This is a genomic window from Intestinimonas timonensis, from assembly GCF_900626145.1.
GTDB lineage: Bacteria > Bacillota > Clostridia > Oscillospirales > Oscillospiraceae > Intestinimonas > Intestinimonas aquisgranensis.
Window position 1 is genome coordinate 1,523,394 of sequence record NZ_LR130817.1, and the last position, 23,873, is coordinate 1,547,266.

At 58.1% G+C, this 23,873-nt stretch carries 17 protein-coding genes, 7 pseudogenes and 2 riboswitches; of the genes and pseudogenes, 8 read left to right on the forward strand and 16 right to left on the reverse strand.

The annotated features are described in order from the left end of the window. The first annotated feature begins 17 nt into the window (after positions 1-17). A pseudogene (locus E0E29_RS14250) lies at positions 18-1,438 on the forward strand (FAD-binding oxidoreductase). A 126-nt stretch (positions 1,439-1,564) separates the two neighbouring features. Here E0E29_RS14250 and E0E29_RS14255 read toward each other — a convergent pair. Next, positions 1,565-2,891, reverse strand: a pseudogene (locus E0E29_RS14255) (MATE family efflux transporter). Next, complete coding sequence (locus E0E29_RS14260) at positions 2,888-3,349, reverse strand: MarR family winged helix-turn-helix transcriptional regulator (protein ID WP_130850406.1); 462 nt, start codon at positions 3,347-3,349, stop codon at positions 2,888-2,890. Before E0E29_RS14260 ends, E0E29_RS14255 begins: the two are co-directional and overlap by 4 nt. Before the next feature lie 209 nt (positions 3,350-3,558). Between E0E29_RS14260 and E0E29_RS14265 the strand changes: the two genes are divergently transcribed. Next, entirely contained in the window at positions 3,559-3,831 is a 273-nt protein-coding gene (locus E0E29_RS14265; protein WP_080907005.1) for a hypothetical protein, read from the forward strand. Continuing rightward, entirely contained in the window at positions 3,828-4,685 is an 858-nt protein-coding gene (locus tag E0E29_RS14270) for an IS3 family transposase (protein WP_130850407.1), read from the forward strand. The genes E0E29_RS14265 and E0E29_RS14270 overlap by 4 nt, the downstream gene beginning before the upstream one ends. A gap of 85 nt (positions 4,686-4,770) precedes the next feature. On the opposite strand, the gene E0E29_RS14275 is transcribed toward E0E29_RS14270, so the two are convergent. From E0E29_RS14275 to E0E29_RS14300, 6 genes are all read right to left on the reverse strand, one after another. Next, positions 4,771-7,068, reverse strand: a complete 2,298-nt coding sequence (locus E0E29_RS14275) for a xanthine dehydrogenase family protein molybdopterin-binding subunit (protein WP_130850408.1) — start codon at positions 7,066-7,068, stop codon at positions 4,771-4,773. Continuing rightward, positions 7,056-7,535: a (2Fe-2S)-binding protein gene (locus tag E0E29_RS14280; protein WP_130850409.1), complete on the reverse strand. Its 480-nt coding sequence runs from the start codon at positions 7,533-7,535 to the stop codon at positions 7,056-7,058. The genes E0E29_RS14275 and E0E29_RS14280 overlap by 13 nt, the downstream gene beginning before the upstream one ends. Then, positions 7,532-8,332, reverse strand: a complete 801-nt coding sequence (locus tag E0E29_RS14285; protein WP_130850410.1) for an FAD binding domain-containing protein — start codon at positions 8,330-8,332, stop codon at positions 7,532-7,534. Before E0E29_RS14285 ends, E0E29_RS14280 begins: the two co-directional genes overlap by 4 nt. Before the next feature lie 235 nt (positions 8,333-8,567). Beyond that, positions 8,568-9,701 carry a YibE/F family protein gene (locus E0E29_RS14290; RefSeq protein WP_242622515.1) on the reverse strand — a complete coding sequence of 378 codons (1,134 nt, stop codon included), beginning with the start codon at positions 9,699-9,701 and terminating at the stop codon, positions 8,568-8,570. 90 nt (positions 9,702-9,791) lie between these two features. Next, entirely contained in the window at positions 9,792-11,678 is a 1,887-nt protein-coding gene (locus E0E29_RS14295) for a purple acid phosphatase family protein (RefSeq protein WP_130850412.1), read from the reverse strand. A gap of 173 nt (positions 11,679-11,851) precedes the next feature. Beyond that, on the reverse strand, positions 11,852-12,832 hold the full coding sequence (locus tag E0E29_RS14300) for a class I adenylate-forming enzyme family protein (protein ID WP_165449917.1): 981 nt from the start codon (positions 12,830-12,832) through the stop codon (positions 11,852-11,854). Between the two features lie 352 nt (positions 12,833-13,184). On the opposite strand from E0E29_RS14300, the pseudogene E0E29_RS14305 reads away from it, so the two are divergent. From E0E29_RS14305 to E0E29_RS18845, 4 genes and pseudogenes are all read left to right on the forward strand, one after another. Then, a pseudogene (locus E0E29_RS14305) lies at positions 13,185-13,950 on the forward strand (IS5 family transposase). Positions 13,951-13,995: 45 nt separating this feature from the next. Continuing rightward, positions 13,996-14,337, forward strand: coding sequence for a VOC family protein (locus E0E29_RS14310; protein ID WP_130850414.1), 342 nt, complete (start codon positions 13,996-13,998; stop codon positions 14,335-14,337). 317 nt (positions 14,338-14,654) lie between these two features. Then, a pseudogene (locus E0E29_RS19035) lies at positions 14,655-14,945 on the forward strand (transposase); the annotation flags it as partial. 189 nt (positions 14,946-15,134) lie between these two features. Further along, positions 15,135-15,434: pseudogene (locus tag E0E29_RS18845) on the forward strand (VapE domain-containing protein); the annotation flags it as partial. 52 nt (positions 15,435-15,486) lie between these two features. On the opposite strand, the pseudogene E0E29_RS19145 reads toward E0E29_RS18845, so the two are convergent. Further along, positions 15,487-15,573, reverse strand: a pseudogene (locus tag E0E29_RS19145) (hypothetical protein); the annotation flags it as partial. 585 nt (positions 15,574-16,158) lie between these two features. Here E0E29_RS19145 and E0E29_RS14325 point away from each other — a divergent pair. Beyond that, positions 16,159-17,541 carry a sigma-54 interaction domain-containing protein gene (locus tag E0E29_RS14325; RefSeq protein ID WP_130850416.1) on the forward strand — a complete coding sequence of 461 codons (1,383 nt, stop codon included), beginning with the start codon at positions 16,159-16,161 and terminating at the stop codon, positions 17,539-17,541. 137 nt (positions 17,542-17,678) lie between these two features. Here E0E29_RS14325 and E0E29_RS14330 read toward each other — a convergent pair whose 3' ends face one another. The 7 genes and pseudogenes from E0E29_RS14330 to E0E29_RS14360 all read right to left on the reverse strand — a co-directional run bounded on the left by E0E29_RS14330 (position 17,679) and on the right by E0E29_RS14360 (position 23,861). Continuing rightward, a complete protein-coding gene (locus E0E29_RS14330) occupies positions 17,679-19,097 on the reverse strand; it encodes an alanine/glycine:cation symporter family protein (RefSeq protein WP_130850417.1) in 1,419 nt (472 codons plus the stop codon). 113 nt (positions 19,098-19,210) lie between these two features. Next, a riboswitch (glycine riboswitch) is annotated at positions 19,211-19,294 on the reverse strand. Positions 19,295-19,297: 3 nt separating this feature from the next. Continuing rightward, positions 19,298-19,384, reverse strand: a riboswitch (glycine riboswitch). Between the two features lie 212 nt (positions 19,385-19,596). Next, entirely contained in the window at positions 19,597-20,016 is a 420-nt protein-coding gene (locus E0E29_RS14335; RefSeq protein WP_130850418.1) for a DUF2871 domain-containing protein, read from the reverse strand. A 12-nt stretch (positions 20,017-20,028) separates the two neighbouring features. Beyond that, positions 20,029-20,694 carry a hypothetical protein gene (locus tag E0E29_RS14340; protein WP_130850419.1) on the reverse strand — a complete coding sequence of 222 codons (666 nt, stop codon included), beginning with the start codon at positions 20,692-20,694 and terminating at the stop codon, positions 20,029-20,031. Positions 20,695-20,697: 3 nt separating this feature from the next. Next, positions 20,698-20,943: a hypothetical protein gene (locus E0E29_RS14345; RefSeq protein WP_341273114.1), complete on the reverse strand. Its 246-nt coding sequence runs from the start codon at positions 20,941-20,943 to the stop codon at positions 20,698-20,700. 139 nt (positions 20,944-21,082) lie between these two features. Further along, positions 21,083-21,848: pseudogene (locus E0E29_RS14350) on the reverse strand (IS5 family transposase). Positions 21,849-21,988: 140 nt separating this feature from the next. Continuing rightward, positions 21,989-23,260: a polysaccharide deacetylase family protein gene (locus tag E0E29_RS14355; protein ID WP_130850420.1), complete on the reverse strand. Its 1,272-nt coding sequence runs from the start codon at positions 23,258-23,260 to the stop codon at positions 21,989-21,991. An 85-nt stretch (positions 23,261-23,345) separates the two neighbouring features. Further along, positions 23,346-23,861: a Gx transporter family protein gene (locus E0E29_RS14360; protein ID WP_130850421.1), complete on the reverse strand. Its 516-nt coding sequence runs from the start codon at positions 23,859-23,861 to the stop codon at positions 23,346-23,348. Positions 23,862-23,873: the final 12 nt, after the last annotated feature.

The following is a 23,873-nucleotide window of genomic DNA, read 5'->3' on the forward strand; positions in this document are numbered from 1 at the left end:
TTAGGAGGTAAATGATCATGGCTCAGTACAATCAGCTCACGCCCGAAATCATTGAGAAGATCAAGGCCGTCGCCCCCGAGCGCGTCTACGTTGGCGCCGACGTCAACGCCGACTACGCCCGCGATGAGATGCCCATCTATGGCACCCGGATGCCCGATGTGGCCATCGATGTCATGAGCACAGAGGAAGTCTCCGCCGTCATGAAGATCTGCAACGAGAACCACATCCCCGTCACCTGCCGTGGCGCCGGCACTGGCCTGGCCGGCGCCTGCACCCCCATCGCCGGCGGCGTTGTCATCTGCACCACCAAGATGAAGCAGATCCTGGGCTACGACACCGATAACTTCGTGGTCCGTGTGCAGCCCGGCGTGCTGCTCAACGACCTGGCCGAGGACGCCTTGAAGCAGGGTCTCCTGTATCCCCCCGATCCCGGTGAGAAGTTCGCCACCCTGGGCGGCAACGTCTCCACCAACGCCGGCGGCATGCGCGCCGTGAAGTACGGCGCCACCCGCGACTACGTGTCCGCCATGACCGTGGTCCTCCCCTCCGGTGAGATCGTCCACTTCGGCTCCAACGTGTCCAAGACCTCTTCCGGCTACTCCCTGCTGAACCTGATGATCGGCTCCGAGGGTACCCTTGGCATCATCACCGAGCTCACCCTGAAGCTCATCCCCGCTCCCAAGGTCACCGTCAGCCTGATCGTCCCCTACGAGAACCTGGACGAGGCCATTGCCACCGTGCCCAAGTTCAAGAAGAACCACATGAATCCTCAGGCTCTGGAGTTCTTCGAGAGAGAGATCCTTATCTCCTCCGAGGAGTATCTGGGCAAGGCCGTGTTCCCCCGCAACGTGGGCGGTACCGACGTAGGTGCCTACCTGCTGGTGACCTTCGACGGCAACACCCAGGACGAGATCGACGCCATCGTGGAGCAGGCTGCTGAGCTGGTCCTTGAGGCCGGCGCTATGGACGTGCTGGTGGCCGACACCCCCGCCAAGATGAAGGACGCCTGGGCTGCCCGTTCCTCCTTCCTCGAGGGCATCGAGGAGCAGACCAAGCTGCTGGACGAGTGCGACGTGGTCGTCCCCGTGAGCCGCATCGCCGACTTCGTGGGCTATTTCAAGAGCATCGAGCCCAACTATGGCTTCAAGGTCAAGAGCTTCGGCCACGCCGGCGACGGCAACCTGCACATCTACACCTGCGCCAACGACATGGAGCTGGATGAGTTCAAGAAGCAGGTCGACGACTTCATGACCCACATCTATGACAAGGCCACCGAGATGGGCGGTCTGGTCTCCGGCGAGCACGGCATCGGCATGGGCAGATCGATTACCTGGCCCGCAGTGTGGGCGAGACCAACATGAAGCTGATGGAAGAGATCAAGAAGGTCTTCGACCCCAACCTGATCCTCAACCCCGGCAAGGTCTGCTACAAGCTGTAAGCATTTCATTTCTGTTTCCTGGAGGGGCGGTCCATTTTGGGCCGCCCCTCCCTATATGAACAAGGGGACGCTCCGGATGTACCGGAGCGTCCCCTTGCTTTTTCCGTGTCTGCCCAATCGGACAGTTTAATAGTGGTATTTCTTCCGCTTTCCCACCAGGAAGGCAACGGTCACCGCCACGGCCAGCAACTCTGCCGCCGCAGTGGCCGCCCAGATGCCGTCCAGGCCCCAGAGCAGGGGGAGCAGCAGCACCGCCACCACCTGAAAGACCAGGGTCCTCATAAAAGAGATGAGTGCGGAGACCAGACCGTCGTTCAGCGCGGTGAAGAAGGAAGAGCCGAAAATGGCCAGTCCCGAGAAGAGGAAGGAAAAGGAGTAGAGCCGGAACTCCCGCAGTGTGAGGGCCAGAAGGGCCTGGTCATATCCCACAAACAATCGTGATAACGGCAGTGCCAGCAGCTCTGCCGCGGCGAACATGAGCAGAGCGAAAACGCCTACGATGCCCAGGCTCCGCCGCAGGAGTCCCCGGAGCTCTTCGTAGTGTCCCGCTCCGTCGTGATAGCTGATCACTGGTGCCGTTCCCACGGAATAGCCCAGGAAGGCCGCCTGAAAAATGAGGCTGACGTACATCAGAACGCCATAGGCGGCAATGCCATCCTCACCGGCGTAGCGCAGGAGCTGGAAGTTGTAGAGCATCCCCACCACAGACATGGAGATGTTGGACAAAAACTCGGAGGAGCCGTTGGTACAGGCCTTGCGCAGCGCCCGCCAGTCCACCCCCGCCCGGGTCAGGCGGAGCAGGCTCCGATTGGGGCGGCTGAAGTAGAGCAGCGGCAGCAAGCCCGCCCACACACTGACTCACAGCGGTGGCGGCCGCCGCTCCCTCCAGTCCCCAGGATAGCCCCACCACAAACAGAGCGTCCAGCACCACATTGGTCATCCCCGCCGCCACCGTCACAGCCAGGCCCAGCTTGGGCTTTTCCGCCGTGGCAAACAGGCACTGGAACTCATACTGGAGAACGTAGGCAGGGATGGCCAGCAGGATGATGCGCCCATAGGTCACACTGTCCGCCAGCATCTCCCCCTCCGCCCCCAGCAGGGCGGCCACGGGCACCAGAAGCAGTTGACCCAGAATGGCCAGCCCCACGCCGCAAAGGGCGGAAACCCACACCAGCATGGAAAAGATCCGGTTGGCTTTTCCCCGGTCCCCCTCCCCCAGGGTCTTGGCGATCAGGGCGCCGCCGCCGGTGCCGAACATGAATCCCACGCACCCCAGAACCAGCAGGAACGGCATAATGAAGTTGACAGCCGCAAAGGGGGTCTTGCCCACATAGTTGGAGACAAAAAAGCCATCCACCACACCGTAGATGGAAGTGAACACCAGCATTACAATGGATGGGAAGGTAAAACGCAGCAGGCGCCGGCAGGTAAAGTGGTCGGAAAGCCGGGTCATACGTTCCACTCCCTCGCCTTCCGTCCCCGCAGCTCCTCCACCCGCGCCCGCATGTCCACCAGGAAGCGCTCCGTCAGGGCCACATACTGCTCCACTTCCTCCGCAGTCCAGGTGTCCAGAATCTCGTTCTCCATCCGGATGATTTCCTGGGCGGTACCGGCGGCATAGGCCTCCCCCGCCGCCGTCAGACAGACCCGCTTGGCCTTGCCGTCCACCGCCTCCAGATAAATCATCCCCTCCTTCTCCAGCTTCCGCACCGCCGAGTTCACCGTCTGCTTGCTCAGCCCGCACTGCCGGCAGATCTCATGGAGCAGGCAGCGTCCGCCGCTGACGCAGATGGTATAGAGGATCTGGGACACGCTGTCCGACATGCCCAGCAGCAGCGAGGCGTCATGATAGACGCCCTCCAGCTCCCCCAGCAGGTGATTATACCGCTTGATGGCGGCATTTCTTTCCATGCCTCTTCCCCCTTATCGTCCGAAATCGTACTATACGGTATAATAGTATGATTTCGGACCATTGTCAACCACTTTCTTGGACACGACCGCAGCGGCAGCAGAAAACAAAAAAAGGCCGGCCGCTGCGAGTGAACAGCTCCAGTAAAACCGGACAATAGACAAAAGGCCCCCTAATGTAGGAAAATAAAGCTACATTAGGGGGTCTTGCTATGTCCGGAAAAAAAGGGATGAAAAAGTATCCGGTAGGGATACGAGAAGAAGTGGTGTCACGAATCCGTGGAGGAGAAAGCCAGCGTGCTTTATGTCGGGAGTATGGGATCAGCCGGTGGGCTATTCAGTGCTGGCTAAAGGAGCCTGTCCTTCCAAAAGCGCGGGGGCGTAAACCCGCAAAAACACTGGCGGAGTACAAGTATGAGAACAAACGGCTAAAGATGGAAAACGAGCTGTTGCGGGATTTTCTGCGCTCCACAGGAAGGAAGTGAGGCCAAGGGCAAAATACGCAGTAATCTACCGGCACAGAAACGAATATCCGGTAACCGTTATGTGTCGCTTCTTTCAGGTATCCCGCAGCGGATACTATGATTTCGTCCATCGTTTGGGCAGGCCGGAGAAAGACGCGGCCCTTGCAGAAATCATCGCGGAACAGCGAGAGCGCAGCTTTCGTACGTATGGCTACCGCAGAATGTGGCTGGTGCTGAAGAAGCGAGGCATCCACCGTAATCCCAAGACCATCCTGCGTATCATGGAGAAATATGGTTTGCTTGCGGAGATCCGGAGACGCAGAAAATGGCAGCAGATGGGGCAGCAAGTCCACAAGTACAAGAATCTGCTGAATAGGGAGTTTTATGCGAACAGGCCCAACAGCAAATGGGTGACGGACATCTCCTACATCCACACCAAGCAGGGCGTATTGTACCTGTCCATGATCCGGGACCTTTACGACAACAGCATTGTTGCCTACAAGACCGGCACAAAGCAGACAGTCAACCTGGTGCTGGACACCATTCGCCTGGCCATGCGCAAGGAGAAAAAGAGGGCCGCTGCGGAGTTGCAGCTCCACAGCGACCAGGGGTTCCAGTACACCTCGCAAGCATACTTCGACCTGACAAAATCTTATGGCATTACGCCTTCCATGTCAAGACGCGGAAACTGTTACGACAACGCTATGGCGGAAAATTTCTTTTCCATCCTCAAGACAGAGTGTATCTACCGCCATAAACCGGCCTCATTCTGTGAGGCCAATGAGATGATTGACCGCTATATCAATTTTTACAACCACGAGCGCATCCAGCTAAAAACTGGAGTGGCGCCGCTCACGCTGCACCACTCCGCTTAAAACTTCATATTTCCCTACATTGAGGCCTTTTTGTGCTGTCCGCACAATTTGGGGCGGTTCAGAGAGCAGCGGCCGGCCTTTTCATTTAAATGTTTTCTTTTCGATTCTGTGCCATGCCCTGGACCAGTTTCTCCGCCGTGATGGGGAGATCCCGGACCTGGACCCCCGTGGCATTGCGGATGGCCTGGGCCACGGCGGGAGCGGGCGTATTGATGACCACCTCACCGATGGACTTGGCGCCGAAGGGCCCGTTGGGCTCATAGCTCTCCTCAAACTCCACCCGGATCTGGGGCAGATCGGTGCGGCTGGGGATCTTGTACTGCATGAAGGAGTTGTTGGCCATCATGCCCCGGCCATCATAGCACACGTCCTCAAAAAGGGCCATGCCGATGCCCTGGGCAATGCCGCCCTCGGCCTGGATGCGGGCCAGGTTCTTGTTGACCACGGTGCCGCAGTCCACCACGCCCACATAGTCCACCACCTTTACCTCGCCGGTCTCCAGGTCGGCCTCCACCTCGGCAAAGCCCGCCATCAGCGGCGGCGGAGAGGTGGGGCTGCAGTGGGTGGCGGTGGCGGTGAGCCACTGGGCTCCCGGCCCCACCACCAGGTCCTGTCCCAGCTTGGCCAGGGTGATCCGGGTGTCCGGATTGGTATGGTCATAGACCGCCTGGCCGTCGAACCGGGCACGATCGGGGTGGATGCCCAGCCGGCGGGCGCCCTCGTTGGTGATCTTCTCCACCAGCTCAGTGCAGGCCTTCACCACGGCGGTGCCGGTGACATAGGTAGTGCTGGAGGCGTAGGAGCCGGTATCATAGGGGGAGTAGTCGGTGTCGATGGGGGCCACGCTGATCCACTCCATGGGGCATTCCAGCACCTCGGCGGCCATCTGGGCCAGGATGGTATCACAGCCGGTGCCCATGTCGGTGGCGCCGATCATCAGGGTATAGAAGCCGTCATCGTTGAGCTTGATGGTAACAGTGGCCGTATCCACAGCGGAGATACCGGAGCCCTGCATGGTGATGGCCATGCCCACGCCCCGGACGTGCCGGTCGTCCACCCGGACGCTGGGGTACTTCTCCGCCCAGCCAATCATCTCCATGCCCCGCTGGATGCACTGGGGCAGGCTGGAGCTGCTCAGGGGCTCGTTGTAGTAGGCCGGCATATTCATGCCCTGCTGGGGCAGGTTTTTGAGCCGCAGTTGAGCCGGGTCCATGCCCAGCTCGGCGGCCAGCTCATTGACAGCCGACTCCATGGCGAAGCAGCCCTGGGTGGCGCCGTAGCCGCGGTAGGCCCCCGCCGCCATGGTGTTGGTGTAGACCACATCGTAGGTGAAGCGGAAGGCGGCATCCTTGGCGTAGAGAGGGATATTTTTATGTCCCACCAGACCCACGGTGGTAGAGGCATGCTCACCGTAGGCGCCGGCGTTGGAAAGGGCGTGCATGTCCACCGCCTTTATGGTACCGTCCCGCATGGCGCCCACCCGGACGTGGACCCGCATCTGGTGGCGGCTGTTGGAGGCCTGGAAGACCTCCCGGCGGGTGTAGACAATCTTGGCCGGCCGGCCGGTGCGCAGGGTCACCAGGGCGGGGAAGAGCTCGCTCACCAGGGTCTGCTTGGCACCGAAGCCGCCGCCGATCCGGGGCTTGGTCACCCGCACCGCCCCCTGGGGCAGCCCCAGAGCGTGGGCAATGATCCGGCGGCAGTGGAAGGGCACCTGGGTGGAGGAGGTGACGTTGAGCCGCCCCGTCTGGTCCAGCCAGGTATAGGTGGAGAAGGTCTCCATCATGGCCTGGGCATTGGCCTTGGTATAGTAGGTCCGGTCCACCACCACATCGCACCCGGCCAGGGCGGCCTCCACGTCGCCGTCGGCGTCGCAGCCGCTGGAGACCAGGTTCCGGGACGGGTCGCCGCCAATGTCGAAGTTGGTGTGGTAATCGGACTCCGGATGGATCACGGAGGGGTTGTCCAGGGCCTTTTCAAAGTCGATGACCGGCTCCAGCACCTCGTACTTCACTTGGATCATCCGCATGGCCTTGTCCACGCTGGCCTCATCCCGGCCGGCCACAATGGCCACCGGGTCTCCCACATACCGCACCACCTGATCCAGGATGTACCGGTCGTAGGGGCTGGGCTCGGGGTAGGACTGGCCCGCCAGGGTGTAGCGGATCTTGGGCACGTCCTCCCAGGTGAGGATGCAGGCGATGCCGGCTACCCGGCTGGCCGAATCCTTCCGGATGGACTTGATGCGTGCAAAGGCGTGGGGGCTGCGGAGAATCTTCACCACCAGGCAGTCACGGGGGGCCAGGTCGTCGGTGTAGAGACCCTTGCCGCTGGTGAGGGTCATGCCGTCGGTCTTGGGGACGGCCTTGTTCACATAGCGCATGCCTGGACCTCCTTTTCCTCTCTGGCGTCCAGCCAGGCCCGGATGGCCCGCATCTGCCCGGCGTAGCCGGTGCAGCGGCAGAGGTTGCCGGAGAGGTACTGCCGGACCTCCTCATCGGTGGGGTGGTCCAGCTCCCGGCCCATGGCCAGCACGGTCATGATGAGGCCGGGGCTGCAATAGCCGCACTGCTCGGCGCCCTCGTCCACCAGGAAGCGGGCGAAGGCCTGGGCCTCCTCCTGCACGCCCTCCAGAGTTGTGACGATCTTGCCGTCGGCCCGGGCGGCGGGGTAAGAGCAGGAGAGCACGGGGCTCCCCTCCACCCAGACGGTGCACAGGCCGCAGTTGGAGGTGTCGCATCCCCGTTTCACGCTGTAAATGCCGTACTTCCGCAGGAAGTCCAGCAGCATCATATCGTTGGGGATGTGCTTGTTGAGCACCTCTCCGTTGACGGTGATCTTTACCTTCACGCCTGATTCCCTCCCTTCCCGCAGGCCTCAGCGGCCCGGCGGACCAGCACCTTGGTCATCTCCCGGCGGTAGTCGGCCCCGGCCCGCAGGTCCGTGCCGAAGGTCAGCTCCCGGGCGGCGGCCTCACCGGCCTCCTCGGGAGTGCCGCCGGCGGCCAGGCAGGCGGCGGCCTCCACCGACCGCCGGGCGCTGGCCGGACGGGCGCCCACGGAGACGATCCACTCGTTGTCCAGACGGCTCACTCCCACTGCCAGCAGAGGCAGGTCGGTGGTGGAGCGGCGCAGGCTCTCATAGGCGGCGGTGCGTCCGTCGTCCCGGACCCGGACCTTGACCAGGATGTCGTCAAAGTGGATGGGCATGGCCATGAAGTCGGCCAGGGGGATCTCCCCCTGCCGGTAGAGGACCACCGAGGCGTCCAGGGCCAGCAGGGCCGCTGTCACGTCGGAGAAGCCGAACCGGGAGTAGACTGAGCCGCCCACGGTGGCGCAGTTGCGGAACTGGACGCCCACGATGTGCTCCACGCAGCGGCTCAGGATGCCGCCGAAGCGGCCGGTGAGCTCCGGCGCCGTCTCCAGCTGCCGCAGGGTGACGCAGGCGCCGATCTCCACACAGCCGTCCCGGACCTCGATCCGGTCCAGCCCCAGTTGAGTGAGGTCAACGGCGGTGCGCAGGCGCCGCCGGCCCATCTTCAGCCAGCAGCAGCCGCCCAGAATGGCGTTGTTCTTCGGGTCCCGGCTGAGGAGCTCATAGGCCGCCTCCAGGGACTGGGGGAACATGTAGCTTTTGATGGTGTACAAATCCATCCCTCCAAAATAATGCCGCAGAACGGCCTTCGCCATCCCGCGGCGCCCGCTCGGTGGCGGGCTCCCCTGCCGGATCACATCCGCGGGGAGATCTCTTCAGGATAGATTATAGCGGATCAGGTCGAATTTGTATAGCATGGAATCCGTTTTCTGAAAAATCTCTGCTCTGCACGAAAGCAGTACGGTTTTAGGGCCTGTCAGCCGTAAGTTCACCCATGAGCCGACACGTTCACCGGCTTTCCACAGGGGAGGGCCAGGTATAGAGCAGTACGGCCAGGGCCACAGTGACCGGCACAGCCAGCACGATGCCGAAGCTGCCGGAGAGCCCCTGCATGATGGCGATGCCGATGTTGTTGGAGTTGATGATCTGCTGATAGGGCAGCGCGTAGGCGTAGTCCAGCACCAGCATGGAGATACTGCCTCCGGCAAAGGCCAGGATCAGGGTGTTGGAGTCGGTGCCCATCATGTCCCGGCCCACATGCATTCCCGCTTTGAACAGATCCCGGCGGGAGATGGCAGGGTTCTGGGCGTGGAGCTCAGCGATGGCGCTGCCGATGGACATGGCCACATCCATCACAGCCCCCAGACTGGAGATGAGCAGTCCGGAGAAGAGAAGTCCGCCCACCTGGACCCCACTGGTGCTGGCCAGGGTCAAAAGGCTCTCGATATCCGACACATTCCAGCCCGTGATACCGGTGGCCATACTGAAGACAGTGGCGGCGATGCCGGCGATGATGACCCCTGCCACCGTTCCGCCGGTGGCGACCAACGTCTTTTTGGTGGGGCCGCCGATGAGGTACATAGTGACCAGGGTGGTGACCACACAGATGAACACCGCCACCCAAAAGGGCGACCAGCCCTGATACACCAGCGGGAGATACACAAACAGGATGCAGAAGAAGGTGAAGACCAGCCCCAGGGCACCCTTAATCCCCTGCTTGCCACCAACCAGACAGAGGACCAACAGATAGGCCGCCGCGAAGCCATAGATGATCCACTCACGGTCCTGGGAATAGATGCTGGTGATGGTGGACTCCCCCGCCACGCTCTGCATGACCACGACATGCATCCCCACCGTACAGCCGGCGCCGAAGAGGAAGCCGGAGGAGCTGGTGGTCTCCAGCTCCTGTCCCGCCCGAACGCCGGTGGTCATGCGCACCACCACCCGCTGCTCCCCCACCCGGGAGCCGTCGGGCTGGAGGTTGTCCTGAAGGATCTCGGTCACCACGCCCTTTTCAAAGGTCTGACCCTCCCGGTTGACCAGTGCGATCCGCTCACCCTGGTTGATGCGGACGATAAACAGCGCAAATACCGCCAAAAGAAGCAGCGGGATTCCCCACCGCAAAAAACGTGCTCTGAGCATAAGTCCTGTTCCGCCTTTCTGTCTGAACATAAAGATTCCCGGCGGCTATGCCGCCGGGAATCCATGTCTTGCACAACCTGTACCGTCTGATCAGGCGCCCAGGGACACACTCAGGGTGGCCAGGAAGGAGGCGGTCACATAGTAGTTGCCGTCAGCCAGCATGGCGTCGGTGGTGACGCTCTCCCCGTCCACGGTGAGGGTCAGGGAGGCGGCGGCGCCGGCGGTGGGAGCAGCGGCGGGCACCGCGTCGGTGTATGCGGCGCCGGTGGTAACCACCACACCGTCATTCCAGGCCACATTGAACTGGCTGTCGCTGCCGTTTACAGAGGCGGCCACATCGCGCAGGCGGTAATAGGTCTCGCCGCCGGCGGCGAGGGTGGCCACATCGGCCTCAGCGGTCTGGTCATTCTGGTCAGCCGCGCTCTTCTGGATGGTGAAGGCATCGTCAATGGCCTCGGTCTTGCCCTCGGCGGTCACCTGGTAGGTGACGATGGAGAAGGAGTCCTCATCCATCTCGATGACGGAGTAGGAGGGCAGCCAGTTCTGGCTCCGGGCGGCGATGTAGTCCTGCTGAGCGGCGATGAGCTCATAGAACTTGGAGCCGGAGGCGGAGTTGGCGGTCATGTACAGGGCGCCCTTGGGGTTGACCACGGTGTTGCCAGTGGTGTCCTCAATGGTGTAGCAGCCGTTGTCGGCCTGGAAGGCGTCATGAGCGGCGGTACCGGCGGTGTCGCCCTCCTCGGGATACAGGGGGATCTTCTCATCGGTCTGGGTGTTGTAGGCGTTGTCCCAGTCGTAGTCGCTGCCGTCCTCATTCAGGCGGAACTCGTAGGTGCCGTGGGTCTGACCGTCGCCGTAGAGCAGCTTGGAGCGGCTGTAAGTGTGGTCGTGGCCCTGGAGAACCACGTCGATGTCGTACTCGTCAAAAATGGGAGTGAGCTGGGTGCGCAGGATCATGCCGTCAGTGTCGGAGTGATCCAGGCCGGTGCCGTAGATGTCCTGGTGGATGGTCACGACGCGCCAGGCGGCGTCGGGATCGGAGGCCACAGCCTCCTGAATGGTCTTCTCATGCTCGGCCACATTGTAGTTGTTGGTATTGAGCACGATGAACAGGCCAGAGCCATAGGAGTAATAGTAGTCGCCGCCGGCCTCCGTCTCACCATAGCCGGTGGTGTTGGGGTTGTTGAAGTGGTAGGTATAGTCGGGATTCAGGGAGTCGTGGTTGCCGATGGTGGTGGCCACAGGCAGGCCGGAGAGCACAGAGGCAGACAGGTAGCCTGCGTACTCCTCCTCCTTGGCCTGACCGGTCTTGTTGACCTGGTCGCCGGCGGAGATCACAAAGTTCAGGTCGGGGTTCTGGGCGGAGGCGATCTCCAGGGTGCGGTTCCAGGCGAAGGCGTCGTTGCGGGCGGCGGTGTTGGCCGCGCCGGAATCGGCCTTCAGGGTGTCGCTGCCCTGGGTCTGGCCCTTGGAGGCGCCGATCTGAGGATCGCCCACATAGAGGATCTTGACGCTCTCAAAGCTGCCGGTCTTATATTCCTGGACCTCGGTCTGCACACCGTTCTTCTCCACGGTGTAATAGTAGGTGGTGTTGGGCTCCAGGCCGGTGACGACCACATGGTTGTAGTCATAGGCCACGCCGTCGGTGAGGCTGGTGTCCACCTGACCGGAGGTGCCGGTAAAGGCTGTCAGATTGTCCTTGTCGGTACCGAAGTGGACCACGGGCGTGGCGGCCTTGCCGTCCTCGCTCTTGCTGTACCAGGCGAAGTTGAGCTGGGTCTCGTCAGCACCGGGGGTCAGGGAGACCTTGGTATAGTCCGTTGCCACGCTCTCCCACTCGCTCACCCAGGCCTGCCACTCCTCGGAGCCGCCTGTCACACTGCTGTCATTGTAGCTGGCCGCCAGCGCGAAGGGGCATGCGCTCAGAGCCAGGGTGCCGGCCAGAACACCGGCCAGGATCTTCTTCCGTTTCTGCATCTGTTCCAACTTCCTTTATCGTTTTGGTTTTTTATCCAGGAACCGTGATGCAGTATAGCACTCAAAAAATGGCCTTTCAATACGCTTTCTGCAACATTTACGCACTTTTTACTTTGTTTACATTCTCATGATCGGGCTGTCATCCTCCCTTGAAAAATCAGCCCGAACAGTATCTATTGCGCAGATCCCAGTATGGTCTGCCTGGCAATGGCGGCAACCTTTTTGCAGTTGATCTTGCCTGTATTTGTATAAGGAAACTTGGAAAAAAACAGAATAAATTTCGGTACCTTGAAGGCCGCCAGACGCTGACACATGGCGCTGTGCACCTGGGCTTCACTCAAGGCGGCGCCGCTGCCGGGCACGATGCAGATACACGGCACCTCACCATAGTGGTCGTCCGGGATCCCCACCGCTTTGCAGCAGGAGATCCGTGCATCCCCGGACAGTACGGCCTCGATCTCGCTGGGCATGATGTTCTCGCCGCCGCGGATGATGATGTCCTTGATCCGGCCGGCATAGTGAATGTTTCCCGCCGCGTCCTGCCAGCCCAGGTCCCCCGTATGAAGCCAGCCGTCCTCGTCCACAGCAGACACCACTTTGCCGTTTTCATAGTATCCCAGCATGACCATGGGGCCGCGGACCTGGATCTCACCGGCCTGGGTGTCCCCCTCCCCCATGGGCACCTCATGCCCGACGATCCGTCCCTCCAGGCGGTCCACAAAGTGCCCCAGCGTGGTGGAGCGGACTTCCAGGCTCTCCTCCGGAGACGCTATGGTAACGCCTGCGATCACCTCGGATTGACCCAGGCCGGGCAGCAGGGTCATACCCAGCTTGCCCTCGATGGTGCGGAACTGTTCTGGGGAGCAGTATGCGCCCCCCACAATGCCGCAGCGCAGGCTGGCGACCCGCTCCGGCCGGAGATCCGTTCGTGCGATCAGGGTGAGGTAGACGCTGGGTACCGCAGTGAGGATGGTGCACCGGTACCTCTCGATATACGTCAGCCTGGTCTCGCTGTGCCGGTCCGGGGGCAGGATGAGACAGGCCCCCGCCGCTGCCGACGCCAGAAGGTTGCAGTTGATGCAAAAGGTGTGGAACATAGGGAGGGCGCAGCAGACCACATCCTCTTCGGTCATGCGAATGTCGTCTGCCTTCATCCGCCCGCTGCTGGCCAGCTGCGCCCCCGAGGAACACACCAGTTCATGGCTAGGGCTTGTTTGAAAAAAGGCGGAGATTGTGCTAAAGCAACAAAATAGCGATGGAGGCAAGATACGCTTCCCCTGCGCTGGCTGCCGCCAGCTACCCTTTTGTGGACTTGCCATCTGGGGACATCTTGCGTTGCAAGCTGTTCCCAGCCGACAAGTTTCATAAAATATGCTATCTTTTTGATAGGCAGTGAAGTATAATGAAGATGACAACAAATATGAATTTATTTAGAGGTGTTAGACAATGAAATTAGGCCTTGTTTGAAAAATAAAAGTTGCACAAGAAACCAAGTTATGCGAAGCTATGAGCATGAAACGATATGAATTAACAAAAGAACAATGGGAACGAATCAAGCCGCTGCTGCCACCGGAAGAAACGGGAAAGCGGGGTCGTCCCCGGAAGGATAACCGGATCATGCTCAACGGAATGCTCTGGATCGTCCGGAGCGGTGCGCAGTGGCGTGAGCTGCCGGCGACCTATGGTCCTTGGCAGTCTATATACGCAAGATTCGCCAAATGGCGGAATGAGGGCACTCTGGAAGCGGTATTCCACACACGGTCTGCGGACGCGGATATGGAGAACCTGAGCATGGACTCCACTTGCGTAAAGGTGCATGAAAGCGCAAATGGCGGGGAAAAAAACGGCGGATAAGGCGGTTGGCCGTACCAAAGGCGGGTGGAACACAAAGCTCCACGCTGTCGTAGACGGTCTGGGAAACCCGGTGGAGTTCCTTCTCTCCGCTGGAAATGACCACGATTCGGTTCACGCTGTTGAACTGCTGAAAAAGGTCAGAATCGGCGGGAGTGCCGTGCTGGCAGACCGGGCCTATGGTGCCCGGACGATTCGGGAATATATCTCAGCGCACGGGGCCAGCTATGTGATCCCGCCGCAAAGCAACGTTTCCGATCCCTGGCCGGTTGACTGGCATCTGTATAAAGAACGCCATCTGGTGGAGTGTTTTTTCCAGAAAATCAAGTGGTTTCGCAGAATCGCCACCAGATATGACAAGTCGGATGCTTCCTTCCTAGCCTTTGTGTATCTTGCCTCCAGCGCTATTTTGTTGCTTTAGCACAATCTCCGCCTTTTTTCAAACAAGCCCTAAAGAACATTTTTAATTGTTGTTAAAGATATTGAGAAATCAAAACGATTTTACAATGACCTGTTCGGTCTTGATTTGGTACTTGACAATGACGGTAACATGATTTTAACGGAAGGACTTGTGCTTCAAGACGAAAAAATTTGGAAAAAGTTTTTAGGAAAGGATATTATCCCTAAAAGTAATTCTTGTGAATTATATTTTGAAGAACAAGATATAGAAGCATTCGTTGAAAAGCTGGAACGGTCTTATCCCTCAATTCAATATGTTAATAAACTTATGACACATAGTTGGGGACAAAAAGTAATTCGTTTTTATGATTTGGACGGTAATTTGATTGAAGTAGGAACACCGATGTAACACCATAAAATCCAGTTTGTCAACTTCACATCGGGTCAACTTGCCCCGAACTTTTATAACTAAATACCCGCCGCCCACACAGCGGCACACCGAGCAGGAAATCTGAAAAGGTCTCCTGCTTTTTTTCTGCCCCAAATGAGGTGGTAAAACGCCACCCCATCCACCAATTACCGAAAGGAGGGACACGAAATGCCCTGTCCACAGGTACTGTCCAGAATTGGACCTGTTGACAAAAGTCCCAAACACCCCATTCCCATGGTATAATTAAAATAAGGGAGGGATGGAGCATGATGGGACGGCAAAGCGGTCAGAAGAGTATGGTGATTCTGGATATAGCAGAATTAATTCCACGCGATCACTTACTTCGGAAAATCAATCAGATGGTTTCATTTGACTTTATCTACGATCTTGTAGCGCCATATTACCCTGCAAATGGCCGCCCATCTGTTGACCCTGTTAGTATGTTTAAAATGCTGCTGGTGGGATACCTTTATGGCATCAAGTCAGAACGCCGGCTTGTCCAGGAAATTCAGCTAAACATTGCTTATCGTTGGTTTTGTGGCTTTGAGCTTGGAGAAAAGATACCGGATCATTCTACCTTCAGCAAAACAAGAGTCCGCAAGTGGAATGAGAGCAGCTTGTTCCAACAGATCTTTCTGGAAATTGTCCGATGCTGCATGGAACAGAAATTGATAGACGGCAAAGAGATGGCCTCCGATGGCTGCTACATCCCAGCCGACGTTTCAAGGAACAGCTGGATGGATATAGAAGTTGAAGTCGAGCAGAGCATGTTGAGCTATCATCCCATCCGGGATTATTTAAGTTCCCTTGTGTGGGACGGGAAGGAACGAATCCGCTTCTGCCTACGGCACTTTCTGGGAGCTGACGCAGATGATTACACCTATGAAGCGTTGAAGCTGTTCCTGGTGGGCGCTATCTCACGAGCCTTTCAGCCGGGGTGCAAGTTTGAAATCATGCTCTGTCTGGTCGGAGGTCAGGGGGCTGGCAAGTCCACCTTCTTCCGTCTGCTGGCAGTCCGGGACGAGTGGTTCTCCGATGATTTGCGGACGCTGGACGATGACAATGTGTACCGTAGGGATCGCCCTCCGGGGCCTCCACCTTGATGACCTCCGCGCCCCAGTCGGCCAGGATCCGTCCGCACATCGGCGCCGCGAAATTCGTTTCCATCTCCAAAACTCTGATTCCCTCCAGCGGTTTCATGGCTACCATCTCCATTTCAAAATTTAAGAGCAGTTGTTTCTTGACTCTGCCCAGCTTATAAGCAATTACAGGGTCAACTTGAATTGCACAATTTTCTCTCCGGATCAAGATTTGTGTTTTTTTCGCATGTCACGGCCGTTCTATCCCCCGTTGCACAGCCCATTCCCCGTTTTATTTGCACAATTTCAGATTTCGTTCTTTTTTGCGGCCGGTATATCAATCCGGAGAACTACTTTTATATTTGCAGCAATTTGGTCATATCGCATAAAATCATTCTTATATTTTTTCTATTTATATCTTATATCCATATATTTTCAGCGCTGATAATCTTGTCAGCCGCTGCGGAAATTTCAAATCTGTATCCGCTGCGCACATTTGCACAATTTCAGCATGCCGTCTCGCGCCTCAAAAAGCATTTTGCACTTTTTGTACCTTCCAATTTGATTTGCACAACTTTTTTGGTTGACAGTTCCGTGCCGCTTCTCTAGAATGTAGGCGTAGGAACCACATCTTCTGCATCCGGAGCACGGCCATTGCTGGCACCTGTTCAGCGGCATCTGCACCGGATGCGGACTTTGGTTTTTGACCGAGGAGGTATGTATGGTGAATTCCCGCATGAGCCTGGATGATCTGAGTTCTGTTACCACGGTGCTGGACCACTTGGATATTGGCGTCACGATTTTTGACGCCAACGGAAAATTCCTTTTCGTCAACCGGGGCAGCCTGCACATGAGCGGCCAATCCCGTAGCTTCTATGAAAACCAGACCATTTTTGATCTTTATAAAAAGGGCGTTTTTAACCACCCCGTATGCACAGAGGTCATACGCACCAAGAAACCCGTGGCCAGGGTGCAGCGCTCCATTACAAAGGACGGCGGGAGAAAGGAGTACCTGGTGCGGGCCAATCCTATTTTTGACGGCGAGGGCAATATCGCGCTGATCGTTGCCGACCGGATTGAGATGAAATCCCTGCTCCAGCAATATGAATCGCTGCGGTACGACTGCTATGAGGAGTACACGCCCGTGGAAAACACACAGAGCACGGACAAGATCATCAGTCGGAGCCGTGCCATGGAGCAGGTCATGTCCCTGGCGCTCCGCGCCAGCCAGCGTGATTCCTCCGTTTTGCTCCAGGGAAAATCCGGGACAGGCAAGGAGGTCATTGCGGAGTACATCCACTCCAACAGCATGCGGCGCAGCCATGAGATGGTCCGGATCAACTGTGCCTCCATGCCGGAAAACCTGCTGGAATCAGAGCTGTTCGGCTATGAGCGGGGCACCTTTACCGGTGCCTTGCAGACGGGAAAAATGGGCCTGATCGAACTGGCTGACAAGGGGACCCTCTTCCTGGACGAGGTGAACTCCATGCCGCTGGAGCTCCAAGCCAAGCTGCTCCGGGTGCTGGAGACAAAATCTGTGCTGAGAATCGGCGCATGTAAACCCCGGGCCATTGATTTCCGGCTGATCGCCGCCACGAACGCCGATCTGCGGGAATGTGTTTCCAAAAACCAGTTCCGGGAGGATCTGTATTACCGCCTGAACGTCATCCCCATCACCATTCCCCCTTTGAAAGACCGCCCGGAGGACATCAGACCTCTGGCCAACTACTTCTTACAAAAATTCTGTGCCCAGTACGGCTTGCAGAAGCGACTTCTGCCCAAAATTTACCGTCTGATGCAGAATTATGACTGGCCCGGCAATGTGCGTGAGCTGCGGAATTTCATCGAGTGGATCGTGGTCATGAGCACCTCCACCACTGTGAAGATCAGCGACATTCCCGCCGGGTTCCTGACCTCGGTCCATACGCAGACACCTTCTGAGGAGGAAAAGGAGCCTCCGGAGGATGAGAGTTCCGCCATCATCGCCGCTCTGGAGAAATTCCAGTACCGGCGGCAGGATACTGCCGATTATCTGGGCATTTCCAGGCGCACCTTACAATACAGGCTGAAAAAGTACGGCCTTCTCACGCCTCGTTCGGAATAGCGATCCATAAAACATCCCGCTTTGGAGGCGTGCGCGCACAAAAAAAGAGCCAGACGAACCGCCGCGGTTCGTCTGGCTCTTACACTTATGCGATTTTCATGCTCGCGCGGCTCGTTCGGCTGCCTTTCGCGCTTTTCTCAGGCTTTTCCAACCTTTTTCCTGCCCCTGCCTTGGGCAATCTTCATCACCGTACCCGTCAGCGCAAAGAGCGCGATGGCATTGGGAATCACCATCAGGTTGTTGAACATATCCGTCAGTTCCCACACCAGGTCGTTGGACATGAGCGTGCCCAGGAAAATAAAGATCAGCGCGATGACCGCATACACAGGGGCTGCCTTTCTGCCGAACAGATAGATCACGTTGATCTTGCCGAACATGTTCCAGCCCAGCACAGTGGAGAAGGCAAAGAAAAACAGGCACACCGCCACAAACATGGCGCCCGCCTCCGCTCCGAACACGGAGCCGAACGCCACCTGGGCCAGATTGGTCTTGCTGATATTTTCGGGGATGGTACCGGAGTGGAGGATGCCGTCGCTGGTGTAGAGGGTGGAGATGATCACAAGGGCGTTGAGGGTGAGCACCACGAAGGTGTCGATGAACACGCCCACCATGGCCACCACACCCTGATCGTGGGGGTCCTTCACATTTGCCTGGGCGTGGGCATGGGGAGTGGAACCCATACCGGCCTCATTGGAAAAGAGGCCGCGCTTTGCACCCTGACTGATGGCGGTCTTGATGGCATAGCCGAAGCCGCCGCCGATGATGGCCTGGGGCTGGAAGGCGTAGCGGAAGATCATGGCAAAGGTCTCGGGCAGATAGGCCAGCCGGGCCACCAGTACCGCCAGGCCGCCCACCAGGAAGATCACCGCCATGATGGGGACCAGCTTTTCAGTCACCGCGGCCAGACGGTTGATGCCGCCCAGAAAGATTACGGCGCAGATGACCACCAGCACGATGCCCACCGCCCAGGACGGCACATGGAAGGCGGTCTGGAATGTGGAGCCGATGGAGTTGGACTGGACCATACAGCCCATGAAGCCCAGGGCCAGAATGATGGCCACGGCAAAGAAGCCGGCCAGGAACTTTCCGAACGCACCCTTGAAGGCGGTGGTGATGTAATATACCGGGCCGCCGTGGAAGGCGCCCTGTTCATCTACCACCCGGGTCTCAATGGCCAGGGTGGCCTCGGCGTAAATGGTGGCCATACCGAAAAAGGCAATGACCCACATCCAGAAAATGGCGCCCGGTCCGCCGGTGAGGATGGCGCCGGAGGCGCCTACGATATTACCTGTGCCCACCTGGGCGGCAATGGCGGTGGCCAACGCCTGGAAGGAGCTCATACCCCGCTCCTGCCGCCCGCCCCGCAGAGACAGATTTCCAAACACTCGCCGCATTCCTTCGCCAAAGCAGCGCACCTGGATGAATCGGGTACGGATGGAGTACCAAAGTCCCACGCCGATCAGCAGAAAGACCAGGATATAGCTGGACAGGGTCACATTGATGTTGCAGACAATGGGGTAGAGCCAGGCTTCCAGGGATTGAAATGCTTCCAACATACTTCTTCTCTCCTCTTTCAGAACAAAAAAACAGGCCGTGGGTCCACCCACGGCCTGAAAAGATAAACACCACCCGCAAACAGACCAAAGCCCGGTCCGCAGCGGCATGTATCCTCTGTCCTTTTGCCTGAGAGATTGACGGTATGCTTCCGCACCGTTTTGCCCCTTCGGCACCCAGTTCATGAGCTTCTCCAGAGTGACATTCACGCACAGTCCTCGTTCCTGCTGGGAACGCCTGAGAGTGTTACTCCTTCGGCAAGCCAACGGCTTTTTCCTGGGCGCTTCAACTGTCCTGTTCGATTGTGATGGACATTATACCGCCATTAGTGGACAATGTCAAGTCTCATTTCTCCCCTGCCCGAGGAGATCATTTTGTGCAAGGTCAGGGTATTGACCACAAGGATTGCGTTTTTCCGCGGCTCATTTCGGCCCTTCCCGTCATAGACCGCGGGCAAGGCTCTGTGTCCCTGCGCCAGCACTAAAATGAAGGACCCTCAAATCAAGCCTTCGTAACTGGCACGCTGCGCTTGATCTGCACCAGCAGAAGCACCAGGCTGACACCCAGCAGAATATGACCAATCCCGGCCATGCCAGAAATGGCCGCACTCATACCCGAGGAAAGTGCTGTTCCCAGCATCTGGGTCACACCCCGTACCACGAACATCACCGCCGTAAGGTTCAGGCCTATCTGATAGGCAACCAGTATCCGGCCGGTTTTGGCTCCGGTGAAGGCAAAGTTTTTTTCCAGCAACAGCAGCAGCAAGAAAAATACCATACCCAGCAGGAAGTAGTGGGTATGCACCACCCCCAGGGTGGTTCTGCCGGTAAAGCCATTGAACTTGGTGAACTCCCGATAAAATACGCCGCCAACCATGGCAAGAATGGCGTACACCAAAGCCATATTCATATAGCGCTTCATGTTTGCTCTTCTTTATCTACATTCCTTTTTCATGGCAAAGTACCCAATGAGAACCGTCCATACATAGGCGCAGGTTTTGGGGATCATCAGCATCCCAATCATGGGGATGGTATCGGCCCACAGTACTACCGGGATGTAGAAGCCAAAGCTCAGCACAATGGTCAGCCACATCCAGCGGAACGCCCGATCTTGACGCTCTTTTGCGCTGCGATAGAACAACACGATCACCAGGAGACTCAGCAGGGCAAACGGAAGATTGCGGTAGATCCCCCAGGAGAGAGGTGCTTCTGTACTGAGCCACTGGTTCTGCGGCATCATGCAAAGAGCGATCCGTATACCGGCCAGACCATACATGGCGGCAGTCAGACCGCTTTGCCCCTTGATCTGATACCGCTGCCGCCACACATAGTAGAGAAGCACATAAAAAATGGTCATGGTAACCGACGTGATCCACTTGCCCAGCCCCAGGGGGACGGTGTAGTTCTCCAGCCCGGTGGTACACAATGCCAGGGCCCTGGGAATCAGATGAAAGGAGTTGCCTGCGCCCAGCACCACGGCCATCCATCCAAACAGCCGGAACTGGCGCTCCCCCTTGCTGCCCCGAATCATCAGGACACCGATGGTAATGACGGAAATCAAATAGACTGCGTCGAACAAGGTCTCTACAATTGCTTGCATCCTTTACTCTCCTTTATGCTCCGTTTTATTTTGAACCCTGGCGTCGGCCAACACCGCTTTGCCAAAGTTACGGCCAAACAATAATCCAGCCAGCAAAAGGGATGCACCCAGGCCGGTATAAAAGACGGCGATAAACCGTTCCGGCGCCAATCCGCTCACGCGCAGACCAATCCCTCCGGACATCATGACCGCCATGATAGCGAAGGCTTTCCCATCAAAAAATTTAAGGAAAAAATGCCGTTCTTCCACATAGGAATGGATCCTGGCCGTATGCTTTTTTACCAGCTTTCCAAAGACAAATATCTGAAACACAGCAAAAACCAGGACTGACAGGATAAAATTCAGCACGGACCGATAAGGGCTTGTTTGAAAAAAGGCGGAGATTGTGCTAAAGCAACAAAATAGCGATGGAGGCAAGATACACAAAGGCTAGGAAGGAAGCATCCGACTTGTCATATCTGGTGGCGATTCTGCGAAACCACTTGATTTTCTGGAAAAAACACTCCACCAGATGGCGTTCTTTATACAGATGCCAGTCAACCGGCCAGGGATCGGAAACGTTGCTTTGCGGCGGGATCACATAGCTGGCCCCGTGCGCTGAGATATATTCCCGAATCGTCCGGGCACCATAGGCCCGGTCTGCCAGCACGGCACTCCCGCCGATTCTGACCTTTTTCAGCAGTTCAACAGCGTGAACCGAATCGTGGTCATTTCCAGCGGAGAGAAGGAACTCCACCGGGTTTCCCAGACCGTCTACGACAGCGTGGAGCTTTGTGTTCCACCCGCCTTTGGTACGGCCAACCGCCTTATCCGCCGTTTTTTTCCCCGCCATTTGCGCTTTCATGCACCTTTACGCAAGTGGAGTCCATGCTCAGGTTCTCCATATCCGCGTCCGCAGACAGTGTGTGGAATACCGCTTCCAGAGTGCCCTCATTCCGCCATTTGGCGAATCTTGCGTATATAGACTGCCAAGGACCATAGGTCGCCGGCAGCTCACGCCACTGCGCACCGCTCCGGACGATCCAGAGCATTCCGTTGAGCATGATCCCGTTATCCTTCCGGGGACGACCCCGCTTTCCCGTTTCTTCCGGTGGCAGCAGCGGCTTGATTCGTTCCCATTGTTCTTTTGTTAATTCATATCGTTTCATGCTCATAGCTTCGCATAACTTGGTTTCTTGTGCAACTTTTATTTTTCAAACAAGGCCTAATCTGCGTACATCCACTCCGTGCGACCATTTACCTTCCCAACATAAAAAGACCGCCGCGGCTATGCCGCGGCGGTCTTTTCATATTCTCATTGCCATCCAACGCCCAAGTCGGGACGCACGCTCAGGTCGATGATATCCTTGGCGTCGTAGAACTGGAGATAGCGGTCCCGGGACCAGCGCAGGGTGGTCCCATCGGGATGGAGCCGGTCACAAATCACGGCGGAGATGTCATTCTTGATATAGGAGAAGGAGTTGACACCCACACTGGCAAAGACCCGGAAGCCCATGCTCTGGAGATACTGAAACATGGGGCCGGTCTTATGCCAGTCGTCTCCGTCGGGCCGGGCGCCGTGTGGATAGAAGAGGATGTTGGTGGGTCCCACCAGGCTCCCTACCTCCTCCAGCCACCGCTCGGTGTCCGTCTTGACCGACTCCAGGGTCCGTGTCTCGCTGCCCAGGTTGATGTGGCCCCAGGTATGGGAGCCGAAGGTCCAGCCGGTCTCCTTGAGCCGCTCGATCACCGGCTTTACCGCGTCGATCTCACTCTGGCGGTAGGCCTCAAACTCCGGACGTCTGGGGTCGTCAGCGGCAATGTCCCGATCATTCTGGGTCCGGTAGCCCAGAATGCCCTGGTAGCCGGTGAGGGAATAGATGGCCTTGGCGCCGTTGAGGGAGAAGTCAGGGTGCTCCAGGACGAAGTTGTCCAGAATGGGGGTGGCGTCCAGGTCCTGGGTGAGGAAGGTCTCCTTGGTATTGGGATCGGTACACTGGGCCCAGATCTGGCCGTCCTCCCCCAGCACCAGCTTGGAGGTGAAGCCCTCTGCCAGCATATAATCGTAATAGTTCACGTCGTCGAAGGAGATGATCAGAGGCTTTTTCCCCTCCGGGAGCATGAGGGTGTTGCGGACCATGTGGGTCCCGCTATCATCGGTGACCTCGCTCCACACATCCTCCATGGCCACCAGGATATAGCCCTTGTCATAGAGGTTCTGGAGGATCTCCTTGTACTCGTCCACCGTCACCATCCAGTCGTCCAGGCCCTTCTGCCGGTCGGCGGGGACAGCGCTGGAGAAGGCGTACTGGGGATAGGCGATGATGGGGTGGAAAAAGAGGTGCTCCACCGGCTGCTCCGGTCCCCACGCCTGGGTGAGCTGGCCGGCCGACCAGTAGTTCCGCACGGCGTCATAGGGGTCGGCCGCCGGCGTAGGGGTGGGCTCCGGGGCGGCGGTCTCCGTCTGGACCGGCTCGCTGTGGTCGGGCTGCCACCCGGACGATTCCTGCTTGGGGCCGCAGGCAGCCAGGGAAAGGGTCAGGCCCAGGGCCAGCAGCAGAGCCCCGGGACGCAAAAGGTGCTTCATGTCTTGTCTCCTCCATCGTGTTCATTGGTATCTGCATCATACGACAAAACACCGGAAAAAGCACTACAAAGAGGTAACGAATCCGTTACGTTCTCTCTCCCTCTCCCCAGGGTACCCGCCGAACCAGCAGAATGGACGCCGCGCCGGTGACGGCGCCGGTCAGGATACTGGCCAGCAGGAGCGGCGCCAGGTACACCGCGATGGCCGGCGAGGCCAGCACACCCATGGCGGCCAGGATCTGGCCGGTGTTGTGGGCGGCGGCGCCGGCGATGCACACGCCGAAGAGGGAGAGCCCTCTGACGTGGAGCAGAAGCCACATGACCCCGAAGGCCAGCACGCCGCCGGTGAGGGAGAAGGCCAGGGCGGAGAGATTGCCGCCCACGATGGCCCCCAGCAGACACCGCGCCATCAGGATGCCGAAGGCCTCCCGGGCGGAGAGCCGGCACAGGGCATATGCCGTGACCAGATTTGCAAGGCCCAGGCGCAGGCCGGGGAGGGGGATGAGGATGCTCAGGGGCACCAGACCCTCGCACACGGAGATGGCGAGGGCCATGGCGGTGAGCACCGCGCAGCGGGTCAGGCGGCGGACAGAGTGCGTCATTCCATACCGCCC